Raw genomic sequence first — 17,906 nt, 5'->3', positions numbered from 1 at the left:
GTCCTGCCCCAATGACGCGCAGGAGCCCGAACCTATAATCGGCTCGCCTATTCGGGCGGATGCAATAACGCCTTTCACGGAAGCATTCTCAATGAGCATCAACCTCAATCAACTTGTCCAGGGCGCTTTGTCAGAAAGCGTGTTGCAGCACATCGCCGGGCGCATCGGCTGCGCGCCGGAATCCGCGAGGCGCGTCGTGTCGTTGTGCGGCCCCGCGCTCATCGGCGCGATGATGAACAAGGCGTCGTCGCTCGAGGGCGCGCGCAATCTGTTCGCGTCGATCATGTCGCCGGCCACGAACGCGCTGATCGCGGACGAGCTGCCGCATTTCGCCGTGCAGGACGATGGCTTCAAGACGCTCGTCGATACCGGCGCGCAGGCCGACGCGGCGATCGCCTCGCCCGACAGCATCAACGTGCTCGCCGAGCGTGTCGCCGAACATACCGGCGTGGCGGCGAGCGCCACGCGCACGCTGATCGGCGTGGTCGGCGCGACGCTCTTCGGCGTGCTCAAGCGCCATCTCACGCAGCACAACGGCAGCCCTGACCAGCTTCCGACGCTCCTCGGCCATCAGTTGCCCGTCGTGCGCGCGAACATGACCGACTCGTTCGCCCATGCACTCGGTCTCGGCTCGGTCGGCGCGTTCCTCGCCGGTGTCGCGTCGCGGCTGAAGGCGGTTGCCGCCCACCTCGAGCATCCGGCGACGCAAGAGGCGGCGGTGTTTTCGCAGCCGCCGGAAGCGCCTGCCGCGTTCGAGCAACCCGTGAAGGAAAACGCCCGCAAGAAGAATTGGTGGTGGATCGCGCTCGCTGCCGCGCTTGCCCTGCTCGCGGTTCTGCTCGGCCGCGGCTGCTCCACGGAAAAGCAGGAACAGGACGCCGCGCCCGCAGCGAAGCCGGACGCGCTTTCTGACTCGGGTTCGGAAGCAAATGGCGCTTCCGACACGGCAATGGCGGCAGCCGCAACCGCCGATCAATCGTCGGCGCCCGCCGCGCTGCCGGGCAAGGACGCGACGATGTCCCTCGTCGTCGATGCATCCGGCATGCCTACTTTGAGCGCCACGGTCCACAACGAAGAGGAGAAGCGCCAACTGATCGACGCGCTCACGGCGAAGCTCGGCGCTAACAAATTCCACGCGAACATTTCGGTCGATCCGGACACGAAACCGGCCGCGTGGATCGCCAAGCTCGATGCCCTGCTGCCGGTCATGACGCTGCCGGGCGCGCAAGTGCGCATCGCGGGCGACAAGATCGATCTGAGCGGCCGCGCGGGCGATCCGAAGCTCGGCTGGCTGAGCAAGCTGAAGTCGTTCTTCGGCGACGGCTGGACCATCAGCGCAACCGACACGACGGCCGCAACGAAGGCCCTGGCCGCCTCCGACGCGCACGCCGCCGCGAGTTGCGCCGCCACAGACACCGCGAAGAATCTGAATCTGCATCCGATCCACTTCGGCTTCGCATCGAACTCGCTGTCGCGCGCCGCGTTGGACGAACTCGCCGAATCCGCGAAGGCGCTGAAGGCGTGCAATGCAGCCGGCAAGCCGGTCAAGCTGCAGATCGGCGGCTATACGGACAGTTCGGGCGATTCGGCGGCAAACATCCACCTGTCGGCGAAGCGCGCGCAGGCCGTGCGCAGTTATCTGGTCCGGCACGGCGCGCCGGCAGACACACTGACGGCGGAAGGTTTCGGCGACGCCCATCCGATCGCGGACAACGCGACGCGCGAGGGCCGCGCGGCAAATCGCCGGATCGAGTTCAAGGAACTGAACTGATTTCAGAAACGCCCCGAGGCCGCTAAAAAAAACGCGCCGGTCCGCTCATCGCGGCCGGCGCGTTTCGTTTTTCGCTTCGGCGGGTCGAGTTCCCGCTTCGTTGCGTTGCGCGCGGGGGAATCCATCGGCCATGAAATCCTGATCGAGATTCGCGGGCAGCATTTCACGCGCGACTTCGATCCACGCGCGCGCTGCATGCGACAGATAACCGTTGCGCCGCCAGCCGAGCGCCATGTCCCAGTGAATCTCGGGCGCCACGACCGGACGACAGGTGAACGCGTTGGCGTCGAGCCGGCGGCAATACGGCGCGGGCAGCAGCGCGATACCGATGCCCGCCTGCACGAGCGCCGCCATGAAATCCCAGTGCCCGCTGCGGCCGACGATTGTCGGCGCGAAACCCGCCTCGCGGCACGCGTTGAGCACGACGTCGTTGAGCGCCAGGCTTTCGCCGTAGAACACGAACGGCTCGGCGGCGAGATCGGTGAGGGCGACTTCGCTGGCGTCGTCCCAGCGCGAACCCTTGGCCGCGACGAGCCACAGAATCTGCCGGCTGACGGGCAGGACGTCGAACATCGCGGTGTCGACCGGCTGCAATACGCCGCCCAGTTCCAGTTCGCCGTCGATCAACGCCGCCTCGATCGCCTTCGAGCCGCGCTCGAACAACTTCAACTCGACCTTCGGATAGCGACGCCGGAATGCCGCGATCGCGGGCGTGAAAAGCGAGCCGCCCATCGGCGGAATGCCAATTGTCAGCGTGCCGCGCCCGAATGTGCCGAGATCGTTCAATTCGGCCTCCAGTCTCGCGTGCGCCGCCAGCACCTCGACACCGCGCTGATACACGATCTGCCCGGCGTCCGTCAGCACCATCTGCCGGCCTTCACGCAGAAGCAGCGGCGAACCGACCTCATCCTCAAGCGCCTTCACCATTTTGCTGATGGTCGGCTGAGTCACGAACATGTGTTCAGCGGCGGCCGTGAAGCTCTTTTGCTTCACAACTTCGATGAAGTATCGCAAGGCGCGCAATTCCATCTTCGGCTCCGGAATTCCAGTTCGGAATGTTAGAGATAAGGTTAATTCATTTTTATTATGCAAGGTGCGCCCATATACTCGGTCTACAGGTTAACCCTAGTTCATTGAATTTCAACGCGAAGAGTCCGCCATGTCCGCTGTCCCCATGACCCATCCGCAATCCGCTTTCGGCCGCTTTCTGCGTGTCGCGGTGCAGTCCGCCGCGCTCGCGGCGATCTGGGTCGCGGCGGATTTCGTCGCGCGCAAGCTGGCGCTGCCGGTGCCGGGCGGCGTTGTCGGCCTGGTCGCGCTGCTCGCGCTTCTGTTCTGCGGCGGCATCGCCCCGCGCTGGGTGAAGGCGGGCGCGGACTGGCTGCTCTCGGATATGCTGCTGTTCTTCATCCCGGCGGCGGTCGCGGCGGTTCAGTACGGCGGCCTCTTTATGGAGGACGGCTGGCGGCTCGCGCTCGTCGTCGTCGGGGGAACGTTGATGGTGATGGTGGCCGTCGCGTTCGCGGTCGACCGTGCGGCGGGTCTCGAACGCCGCCTCGCGCTGCGCCGCGCGCTCGTGGCGCGGCATGCCGCGCGGGCTTGAGCGAGCCGACATGAACCACTTTTTTGCCGCCCTCATCGCCGACGACGCCGCGCGGCTCGTCGCGGCGGGCTGCTTCGTGCTGACCGTCGCGCTGTACTTCGCGGCCAAGCATCTCTACGCGCGCTTCCGGCGGCCCTGGCTCACGCCGCTGCTGGCCGTGCCGGCCGTGCTCGCGCTCGTCGTCGTGATGGCGCGCATTCCGTACTCCGTCTATTACGCCGACACGCGCTGGCTCATGTGGCTGCTCGGTCCGGCGACCGTCGCGTTCGCAGTGCCGATCTACGAATACCGCGCGCTCATCAAGCGTCACTGGATTTCGCTTACTGTCGGCGTGACGGTCGGGATCCTGGTCGCGGTCGGTGGATCGCTGATGCTCGCGAAACTGCTGCATCTGTCGCCGGAACTTCAGCGCAGCCTCGCGACGCGCTCCGTCTCCACGCCCTTCGCGCTCGCCGTCTCCGACAAGATCCACGCGCCGAAGGACTTGACCGCGCTGTTCGTGATCGCGACGGGCGTCTGCGGCATGCTGTTCGGCGAAATCGTGCTCGCGCTCGTGCCGTTGCGCACGCGGCTCGCGCGCGGCGCGTTGTTCGGCGCGGCGGCACACGGCGTCGGCACGGCGAAGGCGCGCGAACTTGGCAGTGAAGAGGGCGTCGTTGCGAGCCTCACGATGATGATCGCCGGCGTCGCGATGGTGCTGCTCGCCCCGCTGCTGTCGTCCTTGCCGTTCTGATCGCGAACGGCGCCGCGAATGCCCTCGCGCGCGCCTCAGAATAGGCTCGTTTCCACGAGACTTTGCTACAATCGACGCTCGCTTCCGAGGAGCGTTGCGACGGGCAATTGTTGAACATTCGCCCGCCAGGCTCGGAAGCATTCAATCCGGACGGTTCAAAAAGCGCCATGCAATCAGGGCGCCCGCTGAGCCACCGCATTCGAACGGCGCTCACGTCAACATTTCTAGTCTTTTTAGAAAAGGAGGGCGTGATGAACGCCGCAGTTCTCGATTCAAATTCCAAGGATTACGTCGTCGCCGACATGTCGCTGGCCGCATGGGGCCGCAAGGAACTCGACATCGCCGAAACGGAGATGCCGGGCCTCATCCAGACGCGCGAAGAATACAAGGCGCAGCAGCCGCTGAAGGGCGCGCGCATCGCCGGTTCGCTGCACATGACGATTCAGACGGGCGTGCTGATCGAAACGCTCACGGCGCTGGGCGCGGACGTGCGCTGGGCCTCGTGCAACATCTTTTCGACGCAGGATCACGCAGCCGCGGCGATCGCCGCTGGCGGCACGCCGGTGTTCGCGTTCAAGGGCGAATCGCTCGACGAGTACTGGGAATTCACCCATCGCATCTTCGAATGGCCGAACGGTCAGTTCGCCAACATGATTCTCGATGACGGCGGCGACGCAACGCTGCTGCTCATTCTCGGCGCGAAGGCGGAGAAGGACCGCTCGGTCATCGCCAAGCCGACGAACGAGGAAGAAGTCGCGCTGTACAAGGCCATCGGCAAGCATCTGGACAACGATCCGACGTGGTACTCCACGCGCCTGTCGCACATTCAGGGCGTGACGGAAGAAACCACCACGGGCGTGCATCGCCTGTATCAGATGGAGAAGGAAGGGCGTCTGCCGTTTCCGGCCATCAACGTGAACGATTCGGTCACGAAGTCGAAGTTCGACAATCTCTACGGCTGCCGAGAGTCGCTCGTCGACGGCATCAAGCGCGCGACCGACGTGATGATCGCGGGCAAGATCGCGGTCGTGGCCGGCTACGGCGACGTGGGCAAGGGCTGCGCGCAATCGCTGCGCGGTCTGGGCGCGACGGTGTGGGTCACGGAAATCGATCCGATCTGCGCGCTGCAAGCCGCGATGGAAGGCTACCGCGTCGTGACGATGGAATACGCCGCGAGCCGCGCGGACATCTTCGTGACGGCGACAGGCAACTACCACGTCATCAATCACGACCACATGAAGGCGATGCGCAACAACGCGATCGTCTGCAATATCGGCCACTTCGATTCGGAAATCGATATCGCTTCCACGCGCCAGTACACGTGGGACAACATCAAGCCGCAGGTCGATCACATCGTCTTCCCGGATGGCAAGAAAATCATCATTCTGGCTGAAGGCCGTCTCGTGAACCTGGGCTGCGCGACGGGCCATCCGTCGTTTGTAATGTCCAACTCGTTCACGAACCAGACGCTCGCGCAGATCGAATTGTTCACGCAAGGCAAGAAGTACGAGAACAAGGTCTATGTGCTGCCGAAGCATCTCGACGAGAAGGTGGCGCGCCTGCACCTCGGCCGCATCGGCGCGGAACTGACCGTGCTGTCGGATGAGCAGGCCGGTTACATCGGCGTCGACAAGAACGGTCCGTTCAAGCCCAACCACTACCGCTACTAATCGCGAGCGGCGGCGAATCGTTGCGCGGGCGGAAGGTTCGAATCCGCCTGCGCGACCAACACGCATCAACCGGAGATTCCTCGATGACCGTGCTCCTGACATGGCTGATCAACGCGCTCGCGCTCCTGATCATCACATACCTGGTGCCGTCGATACACATTCGCAGTTTCGGCACGGCGCTCATCGTCGCGGTGGTGCTGGGGCTCATCAACGCGATCATCAGACCCGCGCTCATCATCCTCACGCTGCCGGTGACGATCGTCACGCTCGGGCTCTTCATACTCGTCGTGAATGCGCTGTGCTTCTGGCTGTGCTCGTCGCTGTTGAAGGGCTTCGAAGTATCGGGCTTCTGGTCCGCATTCTTCGGCTCGATTCTGTACAGCATCGTGTCGTGGCTGTTGTCGGCGCTGGTGTTCGGGAATCGCAATTTCGGGTGACGCTGGAGCGCGGACGCTGCCGTCCGTCTAAAACATCATGAAACCGATCGAACTCTCATTCGAGTTTTTTCCGCCGAAGGCGCAGGAAGGCGTGGACAAGCTGCGCGCTTCCCGCGCCGAGCTGAAGACGCTCTCGCCCAAGTTCGTCTCCGTGACTTTCGGCGCGGGCGGCTCCACGCAGCAAGGCACGCTCGACACCGTGCTCGAAATGGCCGCGGAAGGCTTCGAGGCCGCGCCGCATCTTTCGTGCGTCGGATCGTCCAGGGAGAATCTGCGCGCGATTCTCACGCAGTACCGTGAGCACGGCATTCGCCATATCGTCGCGTTGCGTGGCGATCTGCCCTCGGGCATGGGCGAAGTCGGCGAGTTGCGCTATGCGTCCGAACTCGTGGCGTTCATTCGCCAGGAGCACGGCGACTGGTTCAACATCGAAGTGGCTGCGTATCCGGAGTTTCATCCGCAGTCGAAGTCGCCGCGCGCCGACCTGGAAAACTTCGCGCGCAAGGTGAAGGCGGGCGCGAATTCCGCGATCACGCAGTACTTCTTCAATGCCGACGCGTACTTCAGGTTCGTCGAGGAAGCGCGCAAGCTCGGCGTCGACGTGCCGATCGTGCCGGGCATCATGCCGATCACGAACTTCACGCAACTGATGCGCTTCTCCGACATGTGCGGCGCGGAAGTGCCGAAGTGGATCGCGCGCCGGCTCGAAAGCTTCGGCGACGATCGCGAGTCGATTCGCGCATTCGGCGTCGACGTGGTGTCGGGCCTGTGCCGCCGTCTCCTCGATGGCGGCGCGCCGGGCCTGCATTTCTACACGCTCAACGGCGCGTGGGCCTCGAAAACGGTCTGCGAGCGTCTCGGCTTCAAGAGCGCCTGACCTGCATCAATGTTTCGCCCGCGCGGCGCTCCCCGCGCGGTTCTTTTCTTTTCCTCCCTCTTATTCGACTTTTCCCGCCGATCATTGCCATCGCGCGCAATATTTCGTCGTCCTTCTATCACCTCGACGCATGGCCGATAACCTACCCTTATCGAAGCGCGATCGACGACAAACTCTAGTGGGGAAAACCAAGCGCGCATGTCACTTTTGTTCGTGCTAGGGTAGCGCCCGACTTTGCGCACACGCGTCGAAAAAACGGGTGGTGCGATCAAGTACACTCGCGCTACACCGGCCAGAAGCCGGTACTGACTTGGAGGAAACATGAACAAAAACAGCCTGTTGCGAGCCGTCCGCCGTTCGGCGCTCGCGGGCGCCGTGGCCACGGCGACGCTCTTCGCAGCATCGGCCGCGAATGCCGCCATCCCGAACAAGACGCTCGTGTACTGCTCGGAAGGCAGCCCGGCCGGCTTCGATCCGGCCCAGTACACGACCGGCACCGACTTCACCGCGAACACGTTCACCGTGTACAACCGCCTCGTCGAATTCGAGCGCGGCGGCACGAAGGTCGAGCCGGGTCTCGCCGAAAAGTGGGACGTGTCGTCCGACGGACTGACCTACACGTTCCATCTGCGCCACGGCGTGAAGTTCCAGACGACGTCGTACTTCAAGCCGACGCGCGAATTCAACGCGGATGACGTGATCTTCACGTTCAACCGCATGCTCGATCCGAACAATCCGTTCCGCAAGGCGTACAACGTGCAGTTTCCGTACTTCACGGACCTCGGCATGGACAAGCTGATCTCGAAGATCGAGAAGGTCGACCCGTACACCGTGAAGTTCACGCTAAAGGAAGTGAGCGCGCCGTTCATCCAGAACATGGCGATGGAATACGCGTCGATCCTCTCCGCCGAGTACACGGACAAGTTGCTGAAGGACGGCAAGGCCGCCGACATCAACCAGCAGCCGGTCGGCACCGGACCGTTCATCTTCCGCAGCTACACGAAGGACGCGACCATCCGCTTCGACGGCAATCCTGATTACTGGAAGCCGAATGCGGTGCAGATCTCGAAGCTGATCTTCTCGATCACGCCGGATGCCGCCGTGCGCGTGCAGAAGCTGAAGAACAACGAATGCCAGGTGATGAGCTATCCGCGTCCGGGCGACATCGCGGCGCTGAAGTCGGCGTCGAATGTCGATACGCCGTCGCAGGCCGGCTTCAACGAAGGCTATGTCGCGTACAACGTGACGAAGAAGGACCTCGGCAACACCGACGTGCGCCGCGCACTCGACATGGCGATCAACAGGAAGGCGATCATCGATTCCGTGTATCAGGGTGCGGGCCAGCCGGCCACGGCGCCGATGCCGCCGACGCAATGGTCCTATGACAAGAACCTCAAGGGTCAGGCATACGACACCGCGAAGGCGAAGGAACTGCTTGCGAAGGCGGGCTTCCCGAACGGCTTCGAGATCACGTTGTGGGCGATGCCCGTGCAACGCGCATACAACCCGAACGCGCGCCTGATGGCGGAAATGATCCAGGCCGACTGGGCGAAGATCGGCGTGAAGGCGAACATCGTGTCGTACGAGTGGGGTGAGTATCTGAAGCGCGCGCACGCGGGCGAACATGATGCGCTCCTGATCGGCTGGACGGGCGATAACGGCGATCCCGACAACTGGCTCGGCACGCTGCTCGGCTGCGATGCGGTGAAGGGCAGCAACTTTTCGAAGTGGTGCTACAAGCCGTTCGACGATCTCGTCGTGAAGGGCCGTTCGACGACCGATGTCGCCGCGCGCACGAAGGCCTACACCGATGCGCAGCAGATCTTCGCGCAACAACTGCCGTTCTCCCCGATCGCGCACTCGACCGTGTATCAGCCTGTCAGCAAGAAGGTGACGAACATGAAGATCGAGCCGCTTGGCTACGTGCGTTTCGACGGCGTCGGCATGCAATAAGGTTTTGCTGCGGAACGCTTTTTGCACTAAACCATAACTAATCGAATAGGTCCGGCGGCGCGGGTCGAAGAACGATCCAAGCCGCCGGACACGTTTCTAGTCCCTCCAATACCGAAAAGGGCGATCATGTTCCGATTCGTTTTGCGACGCATAGGAATGGTGATACCGACGTTCATCGGCATTACGATTCTCGCGTTCGCGCTCATCCACCTGATTCCGGGCGACCCCATCGAAGTGATGATGGGCGAGCGCGGCGTGGACCCGGCGATGCATGCCGAAGCCATGAAGCGCCTCGGCCTCGATCAGCCGCTTCCGCTGCAATATCTCACTTACGTCGGACATGCGCTGAAAGGCGATCTCGGCATGTCCATCATCACGAATACGAGCGTGATGGGCGAGTTTCTCGCGCGCTTTCCCGCGACGGTCGAGCTCTCCATCTGCGCGATGATCTTCGCGCTCGTCGTCGGACTGCCGGCAGGTGTTGCGGCTGCGCTCAAGCGCGGCACCGTCGTCGATCACGGCGTGATGGGCACGGCGCTCACCGGCTACTCGATGCCGATTTTCTGGTGGGGCTTGATCCTCATCATGTTCTTCTCGGCGAAGCTCGGATGGACGCCGGTGTCGGGCCGCATCGCGGTGGAATACGACATTCCGCACGTCACGGGCTTCATGCTGATCGATGCGCTCTTCTCCACCGACGAAGGCGCGTTCACGTCGGCGCTCTCGCATCTGATTTTGCCGACCATCGTGCTCGGCACGATTCCGCTCGCGGTCATCGCGCGCATGACGCGTTCCTCGATGCTCGAAGTGCTGCGCGAGGACTACATCCGCACCGCGCGCGCGAAGGGTTTGTCGCCGCTGCGCGTGGTCGTCGTGCATGCCTTGCGCAATGCGCTCATTCCGGTGGTGACCGTGATCGGCCTGCAGGTCGGCACATTGCTCGCGGGCGCGGTGCTGACCGAGACGCTGTTCTCGTGGCCGGGCGTCGGCAAGTGGCTCATCGATGCCATTTCGCGTCGCGACTATCCGGTCGTGCAAGGCGGCATTCTGATGATCGCGACACTCGTGATCGTCGTGAATCTGGTCGTCGATCTGCTCTACGGCGTGTTGAATCCGCGCATTCGCCATACTCGCTGAGGTCACACAAGATATGGCTGACATTCAAAACAATCTCCCGCCCGGAGCGCTTACGCCGCCCTCCGGCCGCATGGTCGCCGCGCGCGAATTCTGGGCGAACTTCTCGCGCAATCGCGGCGCGGTGGTCGCGGGCCTGATCGTGGTTGTACTGGTTCTGGTTGCGCTGTTCGCGCCGCTGATCGCGCCGCATAGCCCGATCGAGCAATACCGCGACTACGTGAAAATTCCGCCCGCGTGGCTCGAAGGCGGCAACCGCATGTTTCTGCTCGGCACCGACGAAGCGGGCCGCGACATCCTCTCGCGTTTGATGTACGGCGCGCGGCTGTCGTTCTGGATCGGCTTCGTGTCGGTGATTCTCGCGCTGATTCCGGGCGTCGTGCTCGGCCTCATGGCCGCGTTCTTCAACTGGCTCGATACGCCGATCATGCGCGTGATGGACGTGCTGCTCGCGTTGCCGTCGCTGCTGCTCGCGGTCGCCGTCGTCGCGATCATCGGGCCGGGGCTCGTCAACACGATGCTCGCAATTGCAATCGTCGCGCTGCCGGGTTATGTGCGTCTGACGCGCGCGTCGGCGCTCGGTGAATTGCAGAAGGAATACGTGACGGCATCGCGCGTCGCGGGCGCGGGCACCGTGCGGCTGATGTTCTCGCAAGTGCTGCCGAACTGCGCCGCGCCGCTCATCGTGCAGGCGACGCTCGGTTTTTCGTCCGCGATTCTCGATGCCGCCGCGCTCGGCTTCCTCGGCCTCGGCGTGCAACCGCCGGCGGCGGAGTGGGGCGCGATGCTGGCATCGGCGCGGGATTACATCGAGAGCGCATGGTGGATCGTGACCATGCCGGGCCTGTCGATTCTGGTCTCGGTGCTCGTCATCAACCTGCTCGGCGACGGTCTGCGTGACGCGCTCGATCCGAAACTCAAACGGATGGGCTGACATGAACGATCTTCTGACTATCCGCAATTTGCAGGTGACGTTCGGCGGCACCCAGGCGGTCGATCGCATCGACCTGAGCGTGAAGCCGGGCGAAGTGGTCGGCGTCGTGGGCGAATCCGGCTCCGGCAAGAGCGTCACGATGATGGCGCTGATGGGCCTCATCGACGCGCCCGGCAAGGTCACCGCCGATCAGGTCACGTTCGACGGCAAGGACTTGCTGAAGGCATCGGCGCGCGCGCGTCGAAGCATCATCGGCAAGGACATTGCAATGGTGTTCCAGGACGCGCTCACGAGCCTGAACCCGAGCTACACCGTCGGCTATCAGATCAAGGAAGTGCTGAAGCTGCACGAAGGCTTGCGCGGCGATGCGCTCGACCGGCGCGCACTCGAGCTGCTCGATCAGGTCGGCATTCCGGATGCGAAGAGCCGCATCAACGCGTTTCCGCATCAAATGTCGGGCGGCATGAACCAGCGCGTGATGATCGCGATGGCGGTCGCGTGCAATCCGAAGCTGCTGATCGCCGACGAGCCGACCACCGCGCTCGACGTGACGATCCAGGCGCAGATCATGGAGCTGCTCGTCAAGCTGCAGAAGGAACGCGGCATGGCGCTCGTGCTGATCTCGCACGATCTGGCGGTCGTGTCCGAAGTGGCGCAGCGCGTCGCGGTGATGTACGCGGGCGAGATCATCGAAACGAATCATGTGCCGACGATCTTCAGCGAGCCGCATCATCCGTACACGGAAGCGCTGCTCGCCGCGATTCCCGAACATAGCCGCGGCGCGGAGCGTCTTGCCGCGCTGCCGGGCATGGTGCCGGGCAAGGACGACCGGCCGAGCGGATGTCTCTTCGCGCCGCGCTGCAAGTACGTCGTGGACGATTGCTGGAAAGCCCGGCCGGGTCTCTTTCAGCTCGACAAGCACGATCCGGCCGTGCGCGCGCGTTGCATCAAGCCGTTGAACATCGATGTCGTGGTGGAAGGAGGCGCGCGATGAACGCCGTACCGAAGGAAATCAATCAGGACATCGTGCTCGCCGCGGACCAGCTCACGAAGTACTACGACGTGAAGCGCAGTGCGTTCAAGCACGGCACGGTCAAGGCGCTCAACGGCGTGTCGTTCGAGCTGAAGCGCGGCCGCACGCTCGCGGTCGTCGGCGAATCGGGCTGCGGCAAGTCCACGCTCGCGCGCCAGTTGACGATGATCGAAACACCGACGTCGGGCCGCTTGCTGATCGACGGCGATGATGTCGCGGGCGCGAGCAAGGCGAAGATCGCCGAGTTGCGCCAGCGCGTGCAGATGGTGTTTCAGAATCCGTTCGCGTCGTTGAATCCGCGCAAGACCGTCGAGCAGACGCTCGGCGAGCCGCTTGCCATCAACACGTCGCTTTCGGCGACGGAGCGCGCCGAACGCATCGCGAAAATGATGCGCACCGTCGGCCTGCGGCCCGAGCATGCGACGCGTTATCCGCACATGTTTTCGGGCGGGCAGCGTCAACGCGTCGCGATCGCGCGGGCGATGATTCTCGATCCGCAGATCGTCGTCGCGGATGAACCCGTGTCCGCACTCGATGTTTCGATTCAGGCGCAGATCCTGAACCTGTTCATGGATCTGCAGGCGCAGTTCGGCACGAGCTACGTGTTCATCTCGCATAACTTGTCGGTGGTGGAGCATATCGCCGACGATGTGATGGTCATGTACTTCGGCGGTGTTGCCGAAGTGGGCGACAAGAAGACGATCTTCGCGAATCCGCGCCATCCGTACACGCGCGCGCTGATGTCCGCGACGCCCGCGATCTTCGAGGAAGACCGGCGCATCAAGATCAAGCTGCAGGGCGAGATGCCGTCGCCGCTCAATCCGCCATCGGGCTGCACGTTTCATCAGCGTTGCCCGTATGCGATCGAGCGATGCCGTGTGGAAGAGCCGAAGCTGCGCGAGGTCGACGGGCGTCAGGTGTCATGCCATCGCGCCGAGGAGGTCGGCGAGGGCGAAGCCTGAATCTCACCGGGCAGGTCAGGTGTTCGGCGCGACACGCGAATGTTTTAAGATGTGGGTCGTGCCGGATTCATACGACAAGCCGCGCCTTCCGTGCGCGGCGTTCGCCAAAACGACAGCCATCGTGCTGTCGTTCGTGCTGTTTACGGCTGGCGTTTCGGTCTCGTCATCGGGTTTTGCCGTGGTGGGATCGCGCACGCCGCAGGCCGCGGGCGATGCCGGCTCCGCCGCCGCGCCGTCCAATCCCGCCCCGCCTCTGCCGCCGCCGCGCGCGGATCGCTCGGACGGCACGACCGCGAGTGGCCCGGTGCGCGCGCAACCGCCGCGAATGCCCTTTTACGTCGCGACCAAGGGCACGACGACCATCTATGTGCTCGGCACGCTCCATGTAGGTTTCGCGAGCGACTATCCGCCCGGGCAGCCGTTTCGCAAATCGATACTCGCGGCGCTCGATGCATCGCCCACGCTGGCGCTAGAAATTTCCCCCGATGAACTGCTGCTGTCTCAGGACGACGTGAACCGCTACGGCATGTGCCGCAGCGAGTGCCTGATCGATTACCTGCCGGACTCGATGTGGAAGAAGGTCGAAACGCGCATGCGCGGCAATCCGGAGGCGCTGAAGGAGTTGCGGCACACCCGTCCGTGGCTCGCGTCGATGCTGATCGAAACCTACGATACGTTGAAGGCGGGGTTTCAGAGCGAGTACGGCACCGAGGCGCAGTTGCAGAATGTGTATTTGCGTGCGCGCGGGAAGATCGTCGGGCTCGAGACGCTGAATGAGCAGATCTCGACGTTCACGCGTCTCACGTCGGCGCAGCAGCGCGAGATGCTCGCGCAGGATCTGGTGCAGACGCCCGCGGAGAATGTCGCGGATGTGAAGGAACTGCACCGGCTATGGCGCATCGGCGATGCGGACGCCTTGAAAGCGTGGGATGACGCGAAGTCGAGCAAGCTGGCGAGGAACGCGGCGCTGGCGGCGCAGGTCGATAATCGCGTGGTGTATGAGCGGAACCGGCGGTTTGTCGCGAGGATGGTCGGGCTGGCGGGGCCGGATAGGCCCGTTTTTGTGGCGATCGGGGCGTTGCATCTCGGCGGGCCGAGGGGGGTGTTGGAGTTGTTAAGGAAGAGGGGGTTTGTGGTGGTGGGGGGGTGAGGAGTTCGGTCATCCGTTTCCCTATGTACGCGCCAGATATGCCTTCGCAAGCATGACAGCGAACTTTGCATTGGTCACGAGGTAGCGTTTCCACATGCGTCTCGGCTCCTGAATCACGCGGAACAGCCATTCAAGCGTCGCGCAACGCGCGCCGCGTCCGACCACGGCTACCGACACGCGATGCGCCCGGCGCGCGCCCGCGATCCGGTCGATCGCGCGGCAGAGCACGACGCCCGCGCTGGTCGAGATACCGAGGCAGGCGAGCCACGCGCCCGATGGCGCATACATGGGGTGCATCCACCGGATCAGGCACACCGCGCAGACCTCGCAGAGCATCCATCCAAGCGCAGGCAAAAGAACCGCGCATGGCAACGACGGTTTGCGCGTCGGGCTCTTCACGTAGAAGCCGGATAACGCGACCCACGCGAAGATGCTGGTGAGCGCGACCACGGCGTTGTCGTAGCCGGCGGCCGTGCCATAGATCCGTTGAGCCGCGAGCGCGCTGCTTGCAACGACGAACGTTTCGCACAGGCGAAGCAGCAAGTCGGGGCCTGCGGGCAAAGCCAGCAGATGGGAGTAACTCGGCAAGCGCATGACGACGGAATCGATGACGGAAAACCGGTTCGCCATCGCTCACGCGACGAGGCGCAGATAGCGAACCGCTGTCCTCTGTCGGCTTGGAAAAATGCGCGATCTGAGCGCCGCGGCGTGCTGACGGCACGATCGACGGAGATGTCGCGCTTGGAATTTATCCTAAGCACACGAGGCCGCGAGAGTCTCCGTTAACGTCCTTCAGTCAGATATAGGCCTGGTCTGAATTGCCAATTGCAGCACTGCGCGGACGCAGGGCCACGACAACGAAGAGATGGGTGCCGCAAGGCATGAATCAGTGCTTGGCCGACGTATGGCCAAGACCGCGAAGAGATGGGCGCCGCGAGGGGATGACGCGGGCGGTGAGGGATGCCGTCGCGTACGCGGACCGGGCTCCATTCCCGGTCACGCGCGCGCAGGCGAAAAGCCGCTGTCGTTCAAATGAACATCAGCCAGTTCAGCAGGAAGATATTGACGATCAAGAGCGTGAGCGCGGTCGGCACCTGCACCTTGATCACCGCGTTCTTGTCGGGGAGTTCGAGCAAAGCCGCGGGCACGATGTTGAAGTTCGCGGCCATCGGCGTCATCAGCGTGCCGCAGTAGCCGGAGAACATGCCGATCGCGGCCATCGTCGCGGGATTGCCGTGGAACACGCCGACGAGAATCGGCACGCCGACGCCGCCCGTCATCACCGGGAAGGCGGCGAAGCCGTTGCCCATGACCATCGTGAAGAGCGCCATGCCGACGACATACACCGCCACCGCGACGAGCCGGTAATCCATGTTGACGTAAGCGGTCGTCACATGCGCGACCGCCTTGCCGACGCCCGCATCCGAGAACACGAGGCCGAGCATGCCGAGCATCTGCGGCAGCACGGCGGCCCACGAAAGCGCGTCGATGAGGCGGCGCGTCTCACGCATCGACTGGCCGACGGTGTCGCGCGTCATCACGCACGCGATGGCGAGAGCGATCACGCACCCGACGCCGAAGCCGATCAGCGTCACGTTCTTCAGCTCGATCAGCGGCACGCCGCCGAACACGAGATGTTTCGCGCCGAGCGTGAGGATCACGGTGACCACCGGAATCGTCAGCGCGGGCACGAAGAGCTTGTTGCCGAGCCGCACGGCGCTCTGGCGGCGCGTTTCCTCGGAAAGCATCCTGGGTTTTGCGCCCGTGACGCCGCCGAGACCCGCGATCAGAGCCATCGCCACGACGAGCACGCCGACCACCGTCACCGGAATCCAGTCGCCGACGAGAAAAATCAGCGCGTAGATCAGCCAGAACCCGCCCGCGGTCAGTCGCCGGGGATGCGACTTGTCCGTGAGGATCATGCCCGCGACGACCACGAGCACGATGCCGACGAGATAGAAGAGATAGTTGATCGTGAGCGTCATGCTTTCTCTCCGGCGGCATTGCGCGTGAGCGCATCGAGTTCGCGGGCGAGCCTGCGGTCGAGCAGCCACAGCCGGAAGCCGTGGATCAGAAACGCGCAGATCGCCGTGGGAATGCCCCACACGGCGACATGCATCGGTTCCACGACGATGCCCGCTTCCTTCAGGAACGTGACCATCAGCACGATCGCGCCGAACGCGACGAAGATGTCCTCGCCGAAGAACAGGCCGACGTTGTCGGTGGCCGCCGAGTAGGCGCGCAGCGTGTGACGCGTCGCGTCGGAGAGCTTGCCGTAGCGTGCTTCGGTGGCGCCTTCTGCCATCGGCGCGAGCAGCGGGCGCACCATCTGGGGGTGGCCGCCGAGCCCCGTCAGGCCGACCGCCGCCGTGATCTCACGGACGAACAGATACACGATCAGCAGACGGCCGGCCGTCGCCGCCTTGATGCTGGAAATCCACATCTGGGCGCGCTCGCGCAGGCCGTGCCGTTCGAGCAGGCCGATCACCGCGAGCGGCAGCAGAATGATGAGCGGAATGTTGCGGGTCTTCAGAAAGCCGCTGCCGATCGTGGTCAGAATGCGCTCGACAGGAAAGTGCGCCGCGAAGCCGGTGATGATCGCGGCGGCCGCGACGATCAGCATTGGATTGAAGCGAAGCACGAAGCCCGCGATGATGACGGCCACGCCGATGAGCGGCCATAGATTGACTGGGGTTGCCATGAGTTCTCCAAACGATATAGACGTCACGCCTCGTACCCGGGCGCGTGGCTCGACGACATGCGGCTCTTTTACCTTCGATGGCCGCTCGCTAAAACGCCCCGGTTCGACGGGGCGTTCAATTTTTTACGAAAAGCGTTCTACGCGTCGGCGTGCGCGGCACGCACTTCGATGCCCGCATCGGCCAGCGCGCCGCGAATGCGCCGCGCGAACTCCAGTGCGTGCGCGCCGTCGCCGTGCAGGCAGATCGTCTGCGCATTGAGCGGCACCCATTCGCCGGACACGGCCCGCACGCGCTGCTCGCGCACCATCGCCAGCGTCCGGTCGAGCACGAGGTTTTCGTCGTCGAGCAGCGCGCCCGGCTCCTTGCGCGGCACGAGCGAGCCATCCGCGCGATAGCCGCGATCCGCGAACACTTCCTCGATCGCGATCAGCCCCGCTCGCCGCGCCGCTTCGACGAGCCCGCTGTTGGCGAGCCCGAACACGAGCAGCGACGGATCGAAGTCATGCACGGCCGAGACGATCGCATCGGCGATTTCCGTGCTTTTCGCCGCCTGGTTATAGAGCGCGCCGTGCGGCTTCACGTGCGCGATGCGCCCGCCTTCCGCCTGGGCGATCGCCGAGAGCGCGCCGAGCTGATACAGCACGCCCGCGTAGATTTCCTCGGGCGGCAGGTCCATTTCCTTGCGGCCGAAGTTCTCGGGATCGTTGAAGCTCGGGTGCGCGCCTATGGCCACGCCCTTTTCGACGGCCCAGCGCACGCAATCGCGCATCGCGGTGGCGCCGCCCGCGTGCCATCCGCACGCGATGTTCGCGGAACTCACGAGATCGAGCAGCGCTTCGTCGGAGCCGCAACCTTCGCCGAGATCGGCATTGAGATCGATTTCCATGATGTTTGTGCAGTCGTTCCGTTGAATGTTGAAGGTGATGCGCCGCGTCTCACGCGCGGCT

Annotated in this window: 17 protein-coding genes and 1 riboswitch; of the genes, 12 read left to right on the top strand and 5 right to left on the bottom strand. The window is 63.8% G+C overall.

The window, feature by feature from the left end; translation table 11 throughout:
• Positions 1-91: 91 nt before the first annotated feature.
• The gene (locus NCS58_RS13970) at positions 92-1,771 is read left to right on the top strand and encodes an OmpA family protein (RefSeq protein WP_250538595.1); all 1,680 of its coding nucleotides are present in this window, start codon (positions 92-94) and stop codon (positions 1,769-1,771) included.
• 45 nt (positions 1,772-1,816) lie between these two features.
• On the opposite strand, the gene NCS58_RS13965 is transcribed toward NCS58_RS13970, so the two are convergent.
• The gene (locus NCS58_RS13965) at positions 1,817-2,800 is read right to left on the bottom strand and encodes a LysR family transcriptional regulator (RefSeq protein WP_061120259.1); all 984 of its coding nucleotides are present in this window, start codon (positions 2,798-2,800) and stop codon (positions 1,817-1,819) included.
• A 130-nt stretch (positions 2,801-2,930) separates the two neighbouring features.
• Between NCS58_RS13965 and NCS58_RS13960 the strand changes: the two genes are divergently transcribed.
• From NCS58_RS13960 to NCS58_RS13910, 11 genes are all read left to right on the top strand, one after another.
• Entirely contained in the window at positions 2,931-3,374 is a 444-nt protein-coding gene (locus tag NCS58_RS13960; RefSeq protein ID WP_061120260.1) for a CidA/LrgA family protein, read from the top strand.
• Between the two features lie 10 nt (positions 3,375-3,384).
• Positions 3,385-4,107, top strand: coding sequence for an LrgB family protein (locus NCS58_RS13955; RefSeq protein ID WP_250477193.1), 723 nt, complete (start codon positions 3,385-3,387; stop codon positions 4,105-4,107).
• 80 nt (positions 4,108-4,187) lie between these two features.
• Positions 4,188-4,326: riboswitch (S-adenosyl-L-homocysteine riboswitch) on the top strand.
• A 32-nt stretch (positions 4,327-4,358) separates the two neighbouring features.
• A complete protein-coding gene (ahcY, locus tag NCS58_RS13950; RefSeq protein WP_061120261.1) occupies positions 4,359-5,777 on the top strand; it encodes an adenosylhomocysteinase in 1,419 nt (472 codons plus the stop codon).
• Between the two features lie 83 nt (positions 5,778-5,860).
• Entirely contained in the window at positions 5,861-6,214 is a 354-nt protein-coding gene (locus NCS58_RS13945; protein WP_061120262.1) for a phage holin family protein, read from the top strand.
• A gap of 37 nt (positions 6,215-6,251) precedes the next feature.
• Positions 6,252-7,091 carry a methylenetetrahydrofolate reductase [NAD(P)H] gene (gene metF / locus NCS58_RS13940; protein WP_250538594.1) on the top strand — a complete coding sequence of 280 codons (840 nt, stop codon included), beginning with the start codon at positions 6,252-6,254 and terminating at the stop codon, positions 7,089-7,091.
• Between the two features lie 321 nt (positions 7,092-7,412).
• Complete coding sequence (locus NCS58_RS13935; RefSeq protein WP_250538593.1) at positions 7,413-9,044, top strand: ABC transporter substrate-binding protein; 1,632 nt, start codon at positions 7,413-7,415, stop codon at positions 9,042-9,044.
• Positions 9,045-9,170: 126 nt separating this feature from the next.
• Positions 9,171-10,181, top strand: coding sequence for an ABC transporter permease subunit (locus NCS58_RS13930; RefSeq protein WP_061120265.1), 1,011 nt, complete (start codon positions 9,171-9,173; stop codon positions 10,179-10,181).
• Between the two features lie 13 nt (positions 10,182-10,194).
• Positions 10,195-11,112, top strand: coding sequence for an ABC transporter permease subunit (locus tag NCS58_RS13925; protein WP_061120266.1), 918 nt, complete (start codon positions 10,195-10,197; stop codon positions 11,110-11,112).
• A 1-nt stretch (position 11,113) separates the two neighbouring features.
• Entirely contained in the window at positions 11,114-12,106 is a 993-nt protein-coding gene (locus NCS58_RS13920; protein WP_061120267.1) for an ABC transporter ATP-binding protein, read from the top strand.
• On the top strand, positions 12,103-13,107 hold the full coding sequence (locus tag NCS58_RS13915; protein WP_061120268.1) for a peptide ABC transporter ATP-binding protein: 1,005 nt from the start codon (positions 12,103-12,105) through the stop codon (positions 13,105-13,107). Before NCS58_RS13920 ends, NCS58_RS13915 begins: the two co-directional genes overlap by 4 nt.
• 49 nt (positions 13,108-13,156) lie before the next feature.
• A complete protein-coding gene (locus tag NCS58_RS13910; RefSeq protein WP_061120269.1) occupies positions 13,157-14,257 on the top strand; it encodes a TraB/GumN family protein in 1,101 nt (366 codons plus the stop codon).
• 21 nt (positions 14,258-14,278) lie between these two features.
• On the opposite strand, the gene NCS58_RS34175 is transcribed toward NCS58_RS13910, so the two are convergent.
• The 4 genes from NCS58_RS34175 to pxpA all read right to left on the bottom strand — a co-directional run bounded on the left by NCS58_RS34175 (position 14,279) and on the right by pxpA (position 17,845).
• Complete coding sequence (locus NCS58_RS34175; RefSeq protein ID WP_284502262.1) at positions 14,279-14,887, bottom strand: hypothetical protein; 609 nt, start codon at positions 14,885-14,887, stop codon at positions 14,279-14,281.
• A 398-nt stretch (positions 14,888-15,285) separates the two neighbouring features.
• A complete protein-coding gene (locus tag NCS58_RS13900) occupies positions 15,286-16,242 on the bottom strand; it encodes a DUF979 domain-containing protein (RefSeq protein ID WP_250538592.1) in 957 nt (318 codons plus the stop codon).
• Complete coding sequence (locus NCS58_RS13895) at positions 16,239-16,958, bottom strand: DUF969 domain-containing protein (RefSeq protein WP_250538591.1); 720 nt, start codon at positions 16,956-16,958, stop codon at positions 16,239-16,241. The genes NCS58_RS13900 and NCS58_RS13895 overlap by 4 nt, the downstream gene beginning before the upstream one ends.
• Positions 16,959-17,095: 137 nt before the next feature.
• A complete protein-coding gene (gene pxpA, locus NCS58_RS13890) occupies positions 17,096-17,845 on the bottom strand; it encodes a 5-oxoprolinase subunit PxpA (RefSeq protein WP_061120273.1) in 750 nt (249 codons plus the stop codon).
• Positions 17,846-17,906: the final 61 nt, after the last annotated feature.

The organism is Caballeronia sp. INML3B (assembly GCF_023631305.1).
Taxonomy (GTDB): domain Bacteria; phylum Pseudomonadota; class Gammaproteobacteria; order Burkholderiales; family Burkholderiaceae; genus Caballeronia; species Caballeronia turbans.
Note: the sequence above shows the minus strand (reverse complement) of the source record. Positions and strands in the feature narration are given on the sequence as shown.

Coding starts and splice junctions, on each gene's coding strand:
- NCS58_RS13970 (WP_250538595.1), top strand. CDS start 92: ATGAGCATCAACCTCAATCAACTTGTCCAGGGCGCTTTGTCAGAAAGC.
- NCS58_RS13965 (WP_061120259.1), bottom strand. CDS start 2,800: ATGGAATTGCGCGCCTTGCGATACTTCATCGAAGTTGTGAAGCAAAAG.
- NCS58_RS13960 (WP_061120260.1), top strand. CDS start 2,931: ATGTCCGCTGTCCCCATGACCCATCCGCAATCCGCTTTCGGCCGCTTT.
- NCS58_RS13955 (WP_250477193.1), top strand. CDS start 3,385: ATGAACCACTTTTTTGCCGCCCTCATCGCCGACGACGCCGCGCGGCTC.
- ahcY (WP_061120261.1), top strand. CDS start 4,359: ATGAACGCCGCAGTTCTCGATTCAAATTCCAAGGATTACGTCGTCGCC.
- NCS58_RS13945 (WP_061120262.1), top strand. CDS start 5,861: ATGACCGTGCTCCTGACATGGCTGATCAACGCGCTCGCGCTCCTGATC.
- metF (WP_250538594.1), top strand. CDS start 6,252: ATGAAACCGATCGAACTCTCATTCGAGTTTTTTCCGCCGAAGGCGCAG.
- NCS58_RS13935 (WP_250538593.1), top strand. CDS start 7,413: ATGAACAAAAACAGCCTGTTGCGAGCCGTCCGCCGTTCGGCGCTCGCG.
- NCS58_RS13930 (WP_061120265.1), top strand. CDS start 9,171: ATGTTCCGATTCGTTTTGCGACGCATAGGAATGGTGATACCGACGTTC.
- NCS58_RS13925 (WP_061120266.1), top strand. CDS start 10,195: ATGGCTGACATTCAAAACAATCTCCCGCCCGGAGCGCTTACGCCGCCC.
- NCS58_RS13920 (WP_061120267.1), top strand. CDS start 11,114: ATGAACGATCTTCTGACTATCCGCAATTTGCAGGTGACGTTCGGCGGC.
- NCS58_RS13915 (WP_061120268.1), top strand. CDS start 12,103: ATGAACGCCGTACCGAAGGAAATCAATCAGGACATCGTGCTCGCCGCG.
- NCS58_RS13910 (WP_061120269.1), top strand. CDS start 13,157: ATGTGGGTCGTGCCGGATTCATACGACAAGCCGCGCCTTCCGTGCGCG.
- NCS58_RS34175 (WP_284502262.1), bottom strand. CDS start 14,887: ATGGCGAACCGGTTTTCCGTCATCGATTCCGTCGTCATGCGCTTGCCG.
- NCS58_RS13900 (WP_250538592.1), bottom strand. CDS start 16,242: ATGACGCTCACGATCAACTATCTCTTCTATCTCGTCGGCATCGTGCTC.
- NCS58_RS13895 (WP_250538591.1), bottom strand. CDS start 16,958: ATGGCAACCCCAGTCAATCTATGGCCGCTCATCGGCGTGGCCGTCATC.
- pxpA (WP_061120273.1), bottom strand. CDS start 17,845: ATGGAAATCGATCTCAATGCCGATCTCGGCGAAGGTTGCGGCTCCGAC.